The sequence below is a fragment of the Treponema sp. TIM-1 genome (genome assembly GCF_046533115.1).
Taxonomy (GTDB): Bacteria; Spirochaetota; Spirochaetia; order Treponematales; family Breznakiellaceae; genus JAIRMO01.
This window is the reverse complement of record NZ_JAJQRC010000008.1, coordinates 21,511-37,047: the sequence shown is the minus strand read 5'-3', so window position 1 is coordinate 37,047 and position 15,537 is coordinate 21,511. Positions and strand designations below refer to the sequence as shown.

General features: G+C 55.9%; 14 protein-coding genes. 11 read left to right on the top strand and 3 right to left on the bottom strand.

Translation table 11 applies throughout. The annotated features are described in order from the left end of the window. The first annotated feature begins 9 nt into the window (after positions 1-9). The 3 genes from LQZ21_RS05370 (at position 10) to LQZ21_RS05360 (ending at position 2,419) form a co-directional block, all read left to right on the top strand. Positions 10-261: a CopG family ribbon-helix-helix protein gene (locus tag LQZ21_RS05370; protein WP_411043209.1), complete on the top strand. Its 252-nt coding sequence runs from the start codon at positions 10-12 to the stop codon at positions 259-261. Further along, positions 239-652 (top strand): type II toxin-antitoxin system VapC family toxin, encoded by a 414-nt coding sequence (locus LQZ21_RS05365; protein WP_411043208.1) that lies wholly within the window; start codon positions 239-241, stop codon positions 650-652. The genes LQZ21_RS05370 and LQZ21_RS05365 overlap by 23 nt, the downstream gene beginning before the upstream one ends. Before the next feature lie 216 nt (positions 653-868). Continuing rightward, complete coding sequence (locus tag LQZ21_RS05360; RefSeq protein WP_411043207.1) at positions 869-2,419, top strand: YifB family Mg chelatase-like AAA ATPase; 1,551 nt, start codon at positions 869-871, stop codon at positions 2,417-2,419. Positions 2,420-2,483: 64 nt separating this feature from the next. Here the strand turns inward: LQZ21_RS05360 and uxaC are convergent, their stop codons facing one another. Further along, positions 2,484-3,917: a glucuronate isomerase gene (uxaC, locus tag LQZ21_RS05355; protein ID WP_411043206.1), complete on the bottom strand. Its 1,434-nt coding sequence runs from the start codon at positions 3,915-3,917 to the stop codon at positions 2,484-2,486. 131 nt (positions 3,918-4,048) lie between these two features. Between uxaC and LQZ21_RS05350 the strand changes: the two genes are divergently transcribed. The 8 genes from LQZ21_RS05350 to LQZ21_RS05315 all read left to right on the top strand — a co-directional run bounded on the left by LQZ21_RS05350 (position 4,049) and on the right by LQZ21_RS05315 (position 12,276). After that, positions 4,049-4,789 carry a GntR family transcriptional regulator gene (locus tag LQZ21_RS05350; RefSeq protein WP_411043205.1) on the top strand — a complete coding sequence of 247 codons (741 nt, stop codon included), beginning with the start codon at positions 4,049-4,051 and terminating at the stop codon, positions 4,787-4,789. 9 nt (positions 4,790-4,798) lie between these two features. Then, complete coding sequence (gene recQ, locus LQZ21_RS05345; RefSeq protein WP_411043204.1) at positions 4,799-6,625, top strand: DNA helicase RecQ; 1,827 nt, start codon at positions 4,799-4,801, stop codon at positions 6,623-6,625. Positions 6,626-6,816: 191 nt separating this feature from the next. Beyond that, the gene (locus LQZ21_RS05340; RefSeq protein ID WP_411043203.1) at positions 6,817-7,056 is read left to right on the top strand and encodes a hypothetical protein; all 240 of its coding nucleotides are present in this window, start codon (positions 6,817-6,819) and stop codon (positions 7,054-7,056) included. 326 nt (positions 7,057-7,382) lie between these two features. Continuing rightward, complete coding sequence (locus tag LQZ21_RS05335; protein ID WP_411043202.1) at positions 7,383-8,429, top strand: ABC transporter substrate-binding protein; 1,047 nt, start codon at positions 7,383-7,385, stop codon at positions 8,427-8,429. Between the two features lie 242 nt (positions 8,430-8,671). Beyond that, positions 8,672-9,505 carry an ABC transporter permease gene (locus tag LQZ21_RS05330; protein WP_411043201.1) on the top strand — a complete coding sequence of 278 codons (834 nt, stop codon included), beginning with the start codon at positions 8,672-8,674 and terminating at the stop codon, positions 9,503-9,505. A gap of 280 nt (positions 9,506-9,785) precedes the next feature. Then, positions 9,786-10,697: an ABC transporter ATP-binding protein gene (locus LQZ21_RS05325; protein ID WP_411043200.1), complete on the top strand. Its 912-nt coding sequence runs from the start codon at positions 9,786-9,788 to the stop codon at positions 10,695-10,697. A gap of 29 nt (positions 10,698-10,726) precedes the next feature. Continuing rightward, entirely contained in the window at positions 10,727-11,683 is a 957-nt protein-coding gene (cysK, locus tag LQZ21_RS05320) for a cysteine synthase A (protein ID WP_411043199.1), read from the top strand. Beyond that, positions 11,683-12,276, top strand: a complete 594-nt coding sequence (locus tag LQZ21_RS05315) for a hypothetical protein (protein WP_411043198.1) — start codon at positions 11,683-11,685, stop codon at positions 12,274-12,276. The genes cysK and LQZ21_RS05315 overlap by 1 nt, the downstream gene beginning before the upstream one ends. Before the next feature lie 82 nt (positions 12,277-12,358). On the opposite strand, the gene LQZ21_RS05310 is transcribed toward LQZ21_RS05315, so the two are convergent. Further along, positions 12,359-13,873 carry a UxaA family hydrolase gene (locus LQZ21_RS05310; RefSeq protein WP_411043197.1) on the bottom strand — a complete coding sequence of 505 codons (1,515 nt, stop codon included), beginning with the start codon at positions 13,871-13,873 and terminating at the stop codon, positions 12,359-12,361. A 4-nt stretch (positions 13,874-13,877) separates the two neighbouring features. Then, entirely contained in the window at positions 13,878-15,353 is a 1,476-nt protein-coding gene (locus tag LQZ21_RS05305; protein ID WP_411043196.1) for a tagaturonate reductase, read from the bottom strand. Positions 15,354-15,537: the final 184 nt, after the last annotated feature.

Here is a 15,537-nt window from a genome sequence, read left to right as displayed (position 1 = left end):
AGGTAATTTATGACTACGGCGCGGTTATCCTACGAATTGGAGGAGCGGCTTGATACGGCTGCACGGGCAAAGCATATGACTAAGTCGGCTATGGTGCAAGAAGCTCTGGCCCAGTATTTGGCGCACGACGAAACAGAAAAGAGTTCCTACGATCTGGGTCTGCCCTATTTCGGCAAATACGGCAGCGGCGAAGGGGATCTTTCCGTGACTTATAAAAACCGTATTCGGGAAAAGATCGGTGCTAAATACCATTCTCGTTGACGCCGGTCCTTTAATTGCCCTGTTTGATCGGGACGATAATTACCATAACCGGGTCATATCCTTTTTAGCGGGAAAGGATTTTCGGTTTGTCACGACCACCGCGGTACTTACGGAAGTCTCGTATATGCTGAATTTTAATGTTCAGGTTCAGATCGATTTTTTTGAATGGGTCCTCCGCCGGGGGGTCCTTTTGGAGGAGATCCGCCCGGAGGACATGTCCCGGATCATCGGCTGGACGAAAAAATACCGGGATGTTCCCATGGATTTTGCGGACGCAACCTTGATGCTTACCGCGGAGAAAAAAAAGATCTTCTCGATCATCAGCCTGGATTCGGATTTTGACATATACCGCCTTCCGGGAAAAACAATGCTGGAAAACATCTTTTCCTGATACGCGCCCCATCCCACCCGAATTGCCGTTAGAAGGGGGGGGCTGTTTCCCTGCCATAGCCCCGAAACGGGGCCATTTTTTGGCCGCCCCCCCTGCGCTCCGGCCCTTCCGGGCCTCCGCTGCCCCCCTCATGCCACCGCCTACGATTGCCGCATTTTTTTTATTTTTATTGAAGCATAGTTCAGGACAACACCTATTATATACGGGGTATATAAAATGTATGTCATGGCCTATGCGCCCTATGGCGCCGATGGGATCATCATCCGGGTAGAGGTGGATATACGCCGGGGTATACCGGGGATCGATATCTCCGGTCTCGCGGAGGGGGCGGTCCGGGAAGCCCGGGAACGGGTACGGGCGGCCTTCCGCAATTCGGGATTTCCCTTTCCCCAGGACCGGATCCTGATCAACCTTGCCCCCGCGGGGGTGCGGAAAGATGGGGCTTCCCTGGATCTTTCCATTGCCCTGGCGGTGATGGCGGCGTCGGGCCTGGTCGCCATTCCGGAGAACCTGATGGCCCTGGGGGAACTGGAACTCTCCGGCCGGATCCGTCCCATCCGGGGGGTGCTGGCCGCCACCGCTGCGGGGCTCCGCTCCGGGCTCCGGGAATTTATCGTACCCGCGGGGAATGCCGGGGAAGCGGCTATCCTCGCTTCGGGCCGGTTCACCGCTGCCGCCAACCTGGCCGAAGCGGTCCACGCCCTGATGGTCCGGTCCGAAACCGGCGCCCTGCCCCCGGAGCCGGTTTTTCCCGCCAAAGGAAATCCTTCCGAAGCCCTGTCCTGGGGGGACTTTGCCGAGGTCAGGGGCCAGGGGCGGTACAAGCGGGCCCTGGAAATAGCCGCTGCCGGGGGACACAATCTCCTGGTCTTCGGCCCCCCCGGGGCGGGGAAAACCATGCTGGCCCGGCGCTTGCCTTCGATCATGTCCCCCTTAACCCCGGAGGAGGCCGTGGAGGTGACCCGGCTCCACAGTCTGGCGGGCCAGCTCACCCCGGATGCGGGGGAATCCTGCCTTATCACCCATCCTCCCTTCCGTTCTCCCCACCATTCCGCCAGCGCCGAAGGCATCCTGGGGGGCGGAAAAACCATCCGGCCCGGGGAGATAAGCCTGGCCCACCTGGGCGTGCTTTTTCTCGATGAGGCGCCGGAATTCCGCAGTAACGTACTCCAGGCCCTGCGCGAACCCCTGGAAGATCGGGTCATCACCATTGCCCGGGCCGACGGACAGGTCCGGCTTCCCGCGGAATTCCAGCTGCTTTTGGCGGCCAATCCCTGTCCCTGCGGCAGACTGGGGATGCGTTCCGGCCGGGATTGTTTCTGTTCCACCGAAGAGATATACCGGTATTGGCGTAAATTCGGCGGCGCCCTGTTGGATCGGGTGGAACTGCGGGTGGCGGTTGGCTCCCCGGAGCTACGGGATAGGGGGCAGGAAAAAGAAGAAACCAGCGCCGAAATTGCCCGCCGTGTCCACCGGGCGGTGAAGATACAGGAAGAACGCTTTAAGGGCAGCCCGGTCCGCCGCAACGCCCGGATGCCGCCGGCCGTTATGGATCGTTTTTGTCTGCTCACCAAAGAGGCGGAGAAAACCCTTTCCGCCGGATCGGAAAAACTCGGGTTTTCCGGCAGAGCCTACCACGGGGTCCTGCGGATCGCCCGGACCATCGCGGACCTGGAAGGCGCCGCTTCCATCGAGACCGTCCATGTGCTGGAGGCGCTCCAGCATCGTATCCAGGGGGAGGATCCCTATGATGTCCTTTCCCCGTAGATTGCACCCAAAAACTCAGGCGGGTTGTGGGAATGGCCCGGCGCTTTTACCTAACCGGCCCTGGTTAGCCTTTAAAATAGCGCCGGGCGTTTTGAAAACAAATATCCCGGACCATCTCCTTAAGGAAGGGCAGATCCGGGGGAATTTCCCCTTCCTCGGCCCAGGAGCCCAGAATATTACAGAGGATCCGGCGGAAATACTCATGCCGGGGATAGGAGAGAAAACTCCGGGAATCGGTAAGCATCCCCACAAAACGGGCCAGGAGCCCCAGGTTGCCCAGGATCCGCAGGTGCTCATCCATGCCGTCCCGGTGATCGTTGAACCACCACGCCGAACCGAGTTGGATTTTGCCGGGGATCCCCCCCTGAAAAGAGCCCATGAGGGTCCCCAGGACATAATAATCCTTGGGGTTGAGGCTGTAGAGGATCGTTGCGGGAAGTTTGCCCCGGGCATCCAGGACATCCAGAAACCGGGCCAGCGGTTCCGCCAGGCGGTGGTCGTGAACCGCGTCAAACCCGGTATTGGGTCCCAGCGCGGCCAGCATCCGGGAATTGGTATTGCGCAGCGCCCCAAAGTGGAGCTGCATCACCCAGCCTCGCCGGTAATATTCGGCCCCCAGGAAGGCAAGGATAAAGGCCTTATAAAATTCCCGGGCCCGCCCCTCCACCGGCTCGCCGGAGAGTACCCGGTGCAAGGTTTCCGCCGCTTCCCTTTTTCCGAAATCCTCCGCTTTTACGGCCCTGTCCGCCCAGGAGGCGTCAAAGGGCGGATACTCCAGGGCGTGATCCGCGGAACAACAGCCCCGCCGGTCAAAAAGCTCGATCCGGTCCCGGAGAACCTGGAGCAGATCCTCCAGGGAGTTGATGGCTTTTCCCGCGGCCTGCCCCAGCCCGCGGACATACTCCCCAAAACCGGGGCTTTCAATGGCAATGACCTGGTCGGGCCGGAAGGAAGGGAGCACCCTGGTTTCGGTCTTCCCGGCTTTTTGTATCTTTTCATGCCATTCCAGGGTATCCACGGGATCATCGGTGGTACCCACCGCGTAAACCTTGAATTTCTTGAAGATCCCGTATACCGAAAGAGCCGGGTCCCCTTCCAGCTTCGCGTTGGCCGCCTTCCAGATAGCCGGAGCGCTCTCCCGGTTCAGGGGCTCCGAAATGTCAAAATAACGCTGAAGCTCCAGGTGGGTCCAATGGTACAGGGGATTCCCCATAAGCCGGGGCACGGTTTCCGCCCAGGTGAGAAATTTATCGTAGGGGTCGGCGTTTCCGGTGATAAGCTGTTCATCCACCCCATTGAACCGCAGGGCCCGCCACTTGTAATGATCCCCCCCCAGCCAAATTTCAGCCAGGTTGGAAAAACGACGGTTTCCCGCTATCTCCTCGGGGATGAGGTGGCAATGGTAGTCGAAGATCGGTTCCGCTGCCGCCGCTTCATGGTAAAGTTCCTGCGCCGTTTTAGTGGAAAGCAGGAAATCTTGATCCATAAATTTTTTCATAGTTTCCATCCCCCCTGAAGCTGCTGTAAGGCGTATCTCTTGTAAGATGGCATAAAATAAGATAACATACTAGTACATCAGACGAGTCAGTTGTACCGGTCTACGGTAAAAAGGAAGTAAGTGATTATACCATGAAAACACCGGCAAGGCAATCGTCGGGGAATGTGCAGGACTCGGTGTATACCGCCCTGCGGAAAAGCATTATTAACTTGAATTTAGCCCCCGGAACCGCCATCAGTGAAAAAGAAATCTCCCTTCGGTATCAGGTGAGCCGTACCCCGGTCCGGGAGGCTTTTATCCATCTGTCCAAAGAGGGCTTGGTAAAGGTGATTCCCCAACGGGAAACCCTGGTGTCCCTGATCGATCTTGACCGGGTGGAACAGGAATTATTTCTCCGGGAAAGCCTTGAAATGGCGGTATTAAAACCCTTTATCAGCCGGTGCCGGCCGGCTCATATCTCCGAGTTGGAAGAAATTGTTGAAACCCAGATTGCCGCCTCGGGCCGGAATGAATTTATCAATTTTATCAATTCTGACGACCGTTTCCACCGGGTTTTTTTTGAGGTAGCCGGTCATCAATTAGGCTGGGAAGTCCTGGATAGTATGTGCGGCCATTATCACCGGGTGCGTTTACTGACCGTTTGGCTCAACGGGATTGCCCAGAATATTGTGGGTCAACATAAGGAAATACTGACGGACATAAAAAACAAGGACCTCCACGGGGTTCGCCTTAAACTGAACCAGCACCTCCACAAATTACACACCGAGGAAAAACTGCTCCGGGAAAAATTTCCCGATTATTTTGCCTCCCCCCAGGGGACTAATAACTTTGAGGTTGATTTCGGCGGGTTTCCTCTCTTTCCCTCGGGGTAAAATCGGGGTATGGATCAGGAAAAATTCCGTATCCTTAAAACCTACTTTGGGTTTACCCAATTCCGCCGGGGACAGGAGGAGGTTATCGACGCCCTCCTCGCCGGGAGGGATGTGCTGGCGGTGATGCCCACCGGCGCGGGAAAGTCCCTCTGTTATCAAATACCGGCCCTCATCCTGGAGGGCCTTACGGTGGTTATCTCCCCCCTGATCTCCCTGATGAAAGACCAGGTTAACGCCCTTTCGGATGCGGGGATTCCCGCGGCTTACCTTAACAGTTCCCTTTCGCCCCGGGAATATGCGGATACCCTGGCAGGGGCGGGCCGGGGGGATTACCGAATCCTCTACATCGCCCCGGAACGGCTCCGGCGGGAGGATATGTACCGCCTGGGGGAGCGTTTGCGGATCCCCATGGTGGTGATCGATGAGGCCCACTGTATTTCCCAATGGGGCCATGATTTTCGTCCCAGCTACCTGGTAATCGCCGAATTCATCCGTATTTTTTCAAAACGGCCCATCACCGCGGCCTTTACCGCCACCGCCACCGGAAAAGTCCGGGACGACATCGTCAGGATCCTCAACCTGGAGGACCCGTTTCTTCTTACCACCGGCTTTAACCGGGAAAACCTCTATTTTGGCGTGGGGCGGCCCCCGGATAAAGTCCGATCCCTCCTGTCCTATCTGGAAAATCACCGGAATAAAAGCGGCATCATCTACTGCTCCACCAGGAAAACCGTGGAGGAAATTTGCCGGACCCTCAACGCCCGGGGGTTCGGCGCTGCCCGGTATCACGCGGGCCTGGACGACCGGGAACGGCATAAAAATCAGGATGACTTTATCTACGACCGTACCCCCATCATGGTTGCCACCAACGCCTTTGGCATGGGAATCGATAAGTCCAACGTCTCCTTTGTCATTCATTATAATATGCCGAAAAACATTGAAAGCTATTATCAAGAGGCGGGCCGGGCCGGCAGGGACGGTGAGGCGGCGGACTGTATCCTCTTTTACAGTCCCCAGGACGTGCAGGTCAATAAATTCCTCATCACCAACGGGGATGCTGAAAGAGACGAAGCCCTGGTAAGCCACCACCTGGAACTTCTGAAACACATGACCTACTACGCCACCACCAATGACTGCCTTCGTTCCCACATTCTGGGTTACTTTGGGGAAAGCGCTCCCCATTTTTGCGGCAACTGTTCCAACTGTACCACCCAATTTGAAAACAACGATATCACCATCCCGGCCCAAAAGATCCTCTCCTGTGTATACCGCATCGAACAGCGGGGAAAACGCTTCGGAAAGCTTATGGTGATCAATATCCTCAAGGGCAGCAAAAACGAAAAACTCCTCAGCCAGGGCCTGAAGAGTTTGAGTACCTACGGCATCATGGCGGAAACCGACGTACACCGGATCAGAACCATCCTGGATTATCTTGTCGAAAAGGAATACCTGGCCCAGGAAGGAGAGGAGTACCCGGTACTCCTACTCGGGCCCCGGTGGGAGGAAATTCTCCGGCAGAAAAAGGCCCTTTCCATGATGCTTCCCAAAGAACGGGAGCGGAAAAAGCCCGGGGTCCCCGCCGATGAAACGCCGGGGGAATTCCGGGAGGATCTTTTTGCCCAGCTCAAGGAACTACGGAACCGCTTGGCCCAAAAAGCCCGGGTCCCGGCCTATATCATTTTTTCCGATGCATCCCTCCGGGATATGTGCCGCAAGCTGCCCAAAACCCCGGAACAATTCCTCACCGTTTCCGGGGTGGGAGCGGTAAAAATGGAAAAATACGGCGGCCTATTCACGGACCTTATCAAAGCATATACCGGAACCAGCCCGCCCTAGCAGGCGGTAACATCTAAAAGTTGGGAAATAAAAACTAATGGAATTTAACCCCGAAGGCGCATAAGGCGAAGAAGGGGAGGAATGAGGAAGAATGCCCTACTCTTCATGTTTTCCTCTTCATTCTTAATGTTCCAACAGTGACTGACACCATATGCGTTTGCTTAGGAGAGAAAATCTGATAAAACAGAGACATGGAAACGGGGAACTATGAGTTTGAACAATTAGTGGCATTGCTGCCTGAGGGCTGGCAAGCCAAGGCGAAAGAATTGGGGGCCTTTGAGCGGGCGCGGGAAATAAAAAGCCCCGAAGACTTGCTGCGGCTGATATTCCTGTATTTAACCGAAGGGAAATCCTTCGCGGAAACCAGCGCGCTGGTAGAGCTGGGCGGCGATATTCACCTCAACGTTTCCGATACCGCGTTGTCCCCATAGCTTAGTACCTGTCCGTTACCAGACACGCACCTATGAGTAGCATTACCCCAAATGGAAGGGGTAGACCGAAGGATATGTTTCTTTTTCTCACCTCCTTTTCATATCTTAGTCAGCTATTCAAGCGACCTCGTGTCGCACCATCCTTCCTTTTTTTCATTTAATTGACCGCGCAGTGGTCTACTTTGCGCCTTCGGGGTGAATTTCTTAACTCCGTATTTAGAAAATTTCAGTTTTCAGGGCTTTTTTTTAAATTACCCTTGACTAAACCGATGGTTTTAATATATTATTATACCTACCAATATAATAGGAATTTATAGGAGGATTCCATGAAAAAAACAATTTGTGTTTTTTTATCGCTTATGGCCTTTTCCGCCGCCCTCTGGGCAGGAGCAAAAAGGGAGGAAGCCCCGGCCCCGGCTGTCCAGCAGCCGGCCGCCCCGCAGGCAGGTCCAGCGCTGTCGGGTAAGCCCGTGATCGTGGCGGACGCCAATTCCACCCATCATCTGAACCTTTACGTGGCATACGAAAAGGGGCTTTTTGCCAAACGGGGACTGGAGGTGGAGATCCAGCAGACCAGTTCCGGGGTTGCGGCGGTGGTCGGCGGGGAAGCGGACATCGTCTTTAACTGCCCCACCGGGGTTATTACCCCCATCGCCAAAGGACAGAATATCACCATCATCGGCCAGGTAAAGATTCCCTGCACCTCGGTGCTGGTGGTCCCGGTCAATGCCCCCTACAAGACCCCCGCGGACCTCAAGGGTCAGCAAATCGCGGGGCTTTCCACCACCTGCTGCGCGGTTATCCTCATCAGGGACGCCCTGCGGAACCAGTACAACACCGATTTTGAGCTGGTAACCCTGGCTCCCGGCGCGGCCATCGCCGCCCTTGACGCAGGTCAGGTGAAGGGCGCTATTCTGGAAGAGCCCTTTGTGGCCCTGGCCCTGCTTGCCAAAGACGCCCAGGGGAATCCCAAATACAAGACCCTCTTTAACGGCGGTTCCGATGCCGATGGCGACGGGAAAATTGATCCCAACCTTGCCGGGGAAAATCCGCCCTGCCGGACCATCAACGCCAACAAAGACTTTATCGCTACCCGTCTGGGCGACGCCCAGGTCTTTATCGAGGCTATTGCCGAGGCCAACCAGCTTATCCTGGCCAACCCGGTGGCCACCGAAATCGTGGACATTGCCGCGAAGTACGTGACCGTCGACCGCCAGGCCATCATCAACAGCAACCCCAAACTGGGCTTTACCACCAAGCTCGCCACGGATAAGTTGAAAGGCTATGCCGAAGCCCTGGTCCGCCAGGGAACCATCGAAACGAACCCCGGCGACGCGCTTTTTGCGTCGGCGTTCAAGGGGACTACTTGGTAAGAAAAAAGTGAGGAGTTAGTTAAAAAAAGTTAGGAAGAAGAACAGAAGAAGTGAGGAGCTAGGAAGGAGGAGTGAGAAGTTAAGAGGAAGATGCCTCTCTTCTCACTCCTATCTCCTCCTTTTTCTTCTTTGCTTTTGTGGTGAATTTCTTAATAAGCCCCATGGTACCAAATTCCCCTTGACTAATCCGCTGGTTTTACTATAGTATTATACCCATCCAAATAATAGGAAAATTGGAAGCTATGAACACAGCCGATACTTACGAGACCAGGGGGTGGCGCAGGGTTTTCCAGGAGCTTTGGGGTTTTCTGAAAAATTCCCTGGGTAATTTTTTCTCCCTGGAATTTTTGACCATCCTTATCCCCCTGCTCCTGGCCTGGGAATTCCTTTCCCGGTGGAAATTTATCCCCGAGAGCCTCCTCCCGCCCCTCAGCGTCGTGGCCCAGCGGTTCTGGTTCATGCTGTGGCACAAAAACCTCGTACTCCACATCGGTTACAGTATGGGCCGCTTTTTCACGGCCTTTGGCATCGCGGTGGTCCTGGCGGTCCCCATCGGCCTCCTCATGGGGTGGAACCTCAAAATCCGGGCCTATGTCCTGCCCCTCTGGCAGCTTTTGTCCCCCATCCCCCCGCCGGCCTGGGTCCCGATGACCATCATCCTCTTCGGCATCGGTTCCAAAATGCACATCTTCCTCATGTTCATCGGCATCTTCTACCCGGTCCTGTTCAACACCTACCAGGGCATCAAAGACACCGACCCCCGCTACCTCGCCTCCGCCCGGGTCTTCGGCGCCAGCGAGTTCACCCTGCTCCGCAAGGTCTACTTTTGGCACGCCTTCGGCTCCATCATCATGAGCCTCAAAACCGGCGTCGCCATGGGCCTCGTGATGCTCCTCATCGGCGAATCCTACGGCGGCCGCATGGGCATCGGCTACCTCCTGGGCCAGGCCAAGGACTACTTCGTCATCCCCGAAATGATGGTATGTATGGTGATCCTCGGCTGGATCGGCTGGTTCCTCATCGAGATTCTCAAGTACGTGGAGATCAAACTCGCCATCTGGAAAATAGGAAGATAAGGGGGGAGCACATGAAAACAACCATAAAACTATTTCCGCCTAAATCTGAAACATTCATCGACGCTGCTCCCCCCCGCTCCATAAAAACGCTTGCCTTTTTTCCGTCATGGAGTTTTGTGGTAAACCGCCGAAGCGGTTTACCACAAAACTCCGAAAATAACAAATGCGCAAGCGTTTGTTATTCCGCTCCCCCCACTCCTAGTCCAAAGTCCGAAAATAAAAACACAAAGCGTTTTTATTCCCCCACTTCGGGTCCCTGCCGATATGGAGCGTATGTGTCATGATAGAAGCCAAAAGCATCGGCAAATTTTTTTCCGTGATCAACGAAAAGGGCCTGGCCGAAGGTCTTACCGCGGTTCTCAACGTGTCCCTCACCATCCCCGACGGAAAGATCGTTTCCATCCTGGGGCCCTCGGGCTGCGGTAAATCAACCTTCCTGGAGATCCTCGCGGGCCTCCAGGCCCCCACCGACGGCACCATCCACATCGACGGCAAACTGGTCCTGGAGCCCCTGCCCGCCACCCGCAAGGAGCAGATCGCCTACCGCCGCCGCTACCGCTTCATTTCGCCCCTGGCCAACGGCGTGTTCCGGGATCACCCCAAACACGACATCGCCATGATCTTCCAGGATTACGCGGTCTTCCCCTGGATGACCGCCCTGCAGAATGTGGTGTTTGCGTTGAAACTGCGCAACGCAGATAAAACCGGCGGGACGAAATTGAAAAAACGGGAAATCGAGGAGAAGGCCATCTTCTATCTGCACAAAGTGGATCTGGCGGCCTCGGCCCATAAGTACCCCTCCCAGCTTTCCGGGGGTATGCGCCAGCGCCTGGCCCTGGCCCGGGCCCTTTCGGTGGAACCAAAGATAATCCTCATGGACGAACCCTTTGCCGCGGTGGATGCCCTGACCCGGGAAAAGCTCCAGGACGAACTGCTGCGGCTCTTGGCCGAGACCGGTGAAAGCGAGGGTCCCATCACGGTCATTCTCGTGACCCACGATACCCAGGAAGCGGTGTATCTTTCCGACGAGGTGATCGTATTCTCCCCGGGACCGGGTACGATCCGCAACCGCATTCCGGTAACGGTAAAACGTCCCCGGGCCCGGACAGATGCGGAATTGGTGGAAATCCAGGAACGTATCTTAGCGATGTTTCAGTACGACATCAATCAGGAAGCGGACTATTCTATATAAAGTTAGGAGTGAGAAGTGAGGAGTGAAGAGTGAAGAGTGAAAGCGGCCCTTATCGGGGGGCAATTTTTGATAACATTATCGCCGCCCGGGGGAACACGCCCCTGGTACGGCTGGGGAAACTGGGGAAGGACCTGCCGGGGATAGTGCTGGTAAAGGTTGAATCCTTCAACCCCCTGGCCAGCGTGAAGGATCGCATCGGGGCGGCCATGCTGGACGCGGCGGAACAGGAGGGCAAACTGAAACCCGGCGGCACGGTGATCGAACCCACCTCGGGGAACACGGGCATAGGCCTGGCCTTTGCCTGCGCCGCCCGGGGCTACCAGCTCATCCTCACCATGCCGGAAACCATGTCGGTGGAACGCCGGAAACTCGCCCGGATGCTCGGCGCGGAAGTGGTCCTTACCTCCGGCAAGGACGGGATGAAGGGTTCGATCAGAAAGGCCGAAGAACTGGTGGGCCGCATTTCAGGCAGTTTCATGCCCCTGCAGTTTGAAAACCCCGCCAACCCCGAAGTACACCGCCGGACCACCGCGGAGGAGATATGGGCCGATACCAAGGGCGGGGTGGATGTCTTTGTGTCCGGGGTGGGAACCGGCGGCACCATCACCGGGGTAGGGGAAGTGCTTAAAGAACGCAACCCAAAGGTCAAGATCGTGGCCGTGGAACCCGACGCCTCACCGGTACTTTCCGGCGGCTTTGCGGGGCCCCACCGCATTCAAGGCATAGGCGCGGGGTTTGTCCCCAAGGTACTTAACCGGTCCATCATCGATGAGATAGTCAGGGTAACCAACGAAGACGCCATAGACAGCGCCCGCACCTTGGCCCGCACCGAGGGTATCCTGGCCGGTATTTCATCGGGAGCCGCCCTGTGGGCCGCCCTTAGCATCGCTTCCCGGCCCGAAAGCCGGGACAAAACCATTGTGGTGATCCTTCCCGATTCCGGGGAACGGTATCTCTCTACCCAGCTTTCAGATCTGGACGAATAATGATGAAAAAGCTCCTCATGGCGATCCTGCCGGCGCTGCTGCTTGTTTCCTGTGCCGCAAACAAACCAGAACAAGCGCTGGAAGAAGCGCCCATCATCACTTCCGCCACCTATCAGCACACCCAATACAACGGGCGAAACCAGCCGGTCGAAGTTTATGCCGCGAAAGAAGATGTTCCTCCTTTTATCATCACCTATTTCAGGTCCGAAGAAGATTTGGAGCATGATCTGAACGGCAGCAGCGAAGCGCCGGTTGAGGTGGGTGATTATTATGCCCGGATTGAACGGCCCGCGGGGAACGGCTACCAGCCGGGCAGGCCCATCAAGGTCGAATACCACATTCAGAAGGCGTTTATTTCCATTGTTACTGATCCGGTGTGGCGTTTTACCTATGACGGCAGTCCCAAGGAAATTATCGCCGTCACCGAACCGCCGGTGGATCCGCCGCTGATTGTTTCTTATTTTGCCGCGGGTGATGCCGCCGCCCTGGGCGCTCCGCCCCGCGAAAGAGGGCAGTACCGCGTTACCGTGGTCTTTCCCGGCAATGAACGGTATATGGGGGCTTCCCAAGAATTAGAATTGTGGATTGAATAGGCCCATACAAAAAAACCGGCAAGGACCCGCGCGAGAATAAAATGCATGGCATTTTATTCTTGCGCAGGTCCCAAGGGCTGTTTCAAAGGGTAACGCCGTTTTTAAAGATCGCGATTTCACGGTACCCGTTTAATTCACTTTTTGTTTTCCGGCGGCCCGACGCCACCGCGATAATTATATCCAGCAGCTCGGAACAGAGGGATTCCATGCCGCCGTCAAGAACCGCTTCCGCGTCAAAATCGATCCAGTTTGCCTTTTTCCGTGCCAGGGCGGAATTACTGGCGATTTTAATCGTGGGAACCGGCGCGCCCAGGGGCGTTCCCCGGCCCGTGGTAAAGAGGATGAGGTGGGCTCCCGCGGCGGTCATGGCCGTTGAAGATACTATATCATTTCCCGGCCCTTCCAGGAGCAGTACCCCTCCCTTTCCGGGAACTATCCGTTCCCCATAGCGGTAAACCCCCCGTACCGGAGCCGTACCCCCTTTCTGAACACAGCCGCAGGATTTGTCCTCCAGCGTTGTAATGCCGCCGGCCTTGTTTCCCGGTGAAGGATTTTCGTACACCGTCTGGTTATGGGATCGGTAATACTCCTTAAAGCCGGTGATAAGGGAAACGGTTTTATCAAAGAGTTCCCTGGTTTCGCAGCGGTCCATAAGCATCTGTTCCGCGCCGAACATTTCCGGTACTTCGGTCAATATGGCGGAGGCGCCCATACCGCACAGGGTATCACAGAGGCGGCCGGTCAGGGCATTGGCGGTAATGCCGGAAAACCCGTCGGAACCGCCGCACTTAAGGCCGACAATAATTTCCGGCAGTTTCGCCGGTTCCCGCCGGGCCTTTGCCGCGTGAGACGCCAGATCCGCCAAGAGGCTTTTCCCCTGGGCGATTTCATCCTCGCAGTCCTGGGTCACCAGAAAGGCCATGCGTTCCGTATCTTCGGCGTATTCGCCCAGAGCTTCCTTAAAACCCTGCAGGGAATTATTTTCACAGCCCAGGGAGAGGATCAATACCGCGGCGGCATTGGGATGTTTCGCGAGATCCGCGAGAATGGTTTTGGTTGTTTCATGATCCCCGCCCATTTGTGAACAGCCGTAGGGATGGGTCCAGGCATACACCCCGTCGATGGCGCCTCCGCCGTATTCCTGATCCGCCCACCGGGCCAAAATTTCCGCGGTCCGGTTGACGCAGCCCACCGTAGGAATGATCCAGATTTCGTTGCGGATGCCGATCCGCCCGTCCCTGCGCCGAAACACGCTGATCTCCGGTACCTCCCCCGCCTTCCCCTCCTTCCCCGTAAGCGCCGGCTGGTAGTGGTATTCCGGGGCTTGCGAAAGCAGGGTCTGTACATTATGGGTATGCACATGGGCACCCCGCTTAATCCGGACAGACGCGGCGCCGATGGGAAACCCGTATTTAATAATCCGCTCCCCGGCTGCAATATCCCTTAGGGCGATTTTATGGCCCGCGGGAATAGCATCCTCCGCAGTCAGCAGCGTACCCGCCGGGAACGAGAGGGCTTCTCCCTTTTTGAGCGGAGAAAGCGCCACCGCCACATTGTCGTTCCCGTTGATTCTGATTAAGCGCCGTGTTTCTCCCATACCCCTACACAACCCCCTCGATGGCCTGCTTGATACCGGAACGCCAAATCGTTGTAAGGCAGGCGCTGACGGCATCCGCAAGCCCGGCATGGGCCAGGAGATCCTCCCCCCACCAATCGGTGGAGCCCAGCACCACGCGGGTTATCTTCTGCGCCCTGGCCGCATCGTCCCCTTGGGTTTCCGCGTAGAGGGCGGCGAAGCATTTTAGTATATCCTCATCATCCTGAATCGGATAGGCGCTTCCGTTTCTGCTGCCCCGTAACTCACGGCCCGCAAGGCTGTCCCCGTTATAAAAGGCGATAAGGGCGGCGAGGGAAAAGACCAGCACCGGCGGCAGCTTTCCTGTTTTGGCGAGATAGCCGGTAAGCGAGGGAAGCACCCGGGTTTTGAATTTCGATACCGAATTCAGGCTTATCGAAAGGATCAGGTGTTTGATATAGGGGTTGGCGAACCGTTCAAGCACGTCATGTGCGTATTGGGTTAGTTCCGCCGTGTTGCCGTCCATCGAGGGAATAATTTCGTCAAAAATACCCTTCTTCATCATTTTGATGATCAGGGGATCTTTGATGCACTGTTCCACCGTATCAAGGCCGTAGAGGTATGCCGCCAGCACGCTGGAAGTGTGGGCGCCGTTTAGAATCCGTACTTTTCGGGTCCGGTAGAAACTCATGTCATTGGTCCAGATCACATTGAGTCCCGCGTTTACCAGGGGAAGTTCCGCGCGGTGATCCTGGTTGCTTTCAATAACCCAGAGATGAAAAATCTCCGCCGCTACCAGCAGTTTGTCTTCATAGCCGATTTTTTCGCAGATAGCAGCAGCCTCCTCAGCGGGATAACCGGGTACAATCCGGTCCACCAGGCTGTTGCAAAAATCACAGGAACCAAGCCAGGCAAAAAAAGGCTCCCCCAAATTCCATTCCCGTGCGTAGCGTTCGACGATTTCTTTAAGTTTATCGCCGTTTTTGTCAATTAATTCACAGGGGATAAACACCAGTGCCTTTGCGGCATCCCCCTGAAAATGTTCAAAACGCCGGAACAGAAAGGCCGTTACCTTGCCCGGAAAAGATCGCGGGGGCTTGTCGGAAAGCCGGTCTTCGGCGTTATAGGCGATCCCCGCTTCGGTGGTATTGGAAATGACAAAACGCAGATCGGGATTTTCGGCGCAGCGCAGGTATTCGTCAAATTGGGAATACGGGTTTATGCAGCGGCTGATCGATTTAATGGGCCTGAATTCCTCGATGGTTTTACCATTTTGGACTCCCCGCAGTACGGTGGTATAAAGCCCCTTCTGGGCATTTATCGTCTCCCCCATGCCCTGAGCCAGGGGCTGGACCACCACCACGTTTCCGTTAAAACCGGTCTTGTCGTTGACGATATCGATCTGCCAATCCACAAAGGCCCGTAAAAAATTCCCCTCCCCAAATTGAAGTACCTTCTCCGGCCGGGGAACGGGCTCCATCGCTTCGATTATCTTCTTCATAATAGCCTATTCCATCATTATTTTGCCCAAAAAACCATTGCCAGAATCACCGGAAACATTGCAAAAATCACCCTGATGGGAAGGCGCAGGGGGCTGCGTTGGGGGGTGGGAAATCAGGCTGGTTTCAAAATTTATCCCCCAATCCGGCAGACTTGCGGAACGTTTTCCTGCGCGGGTCCTTACA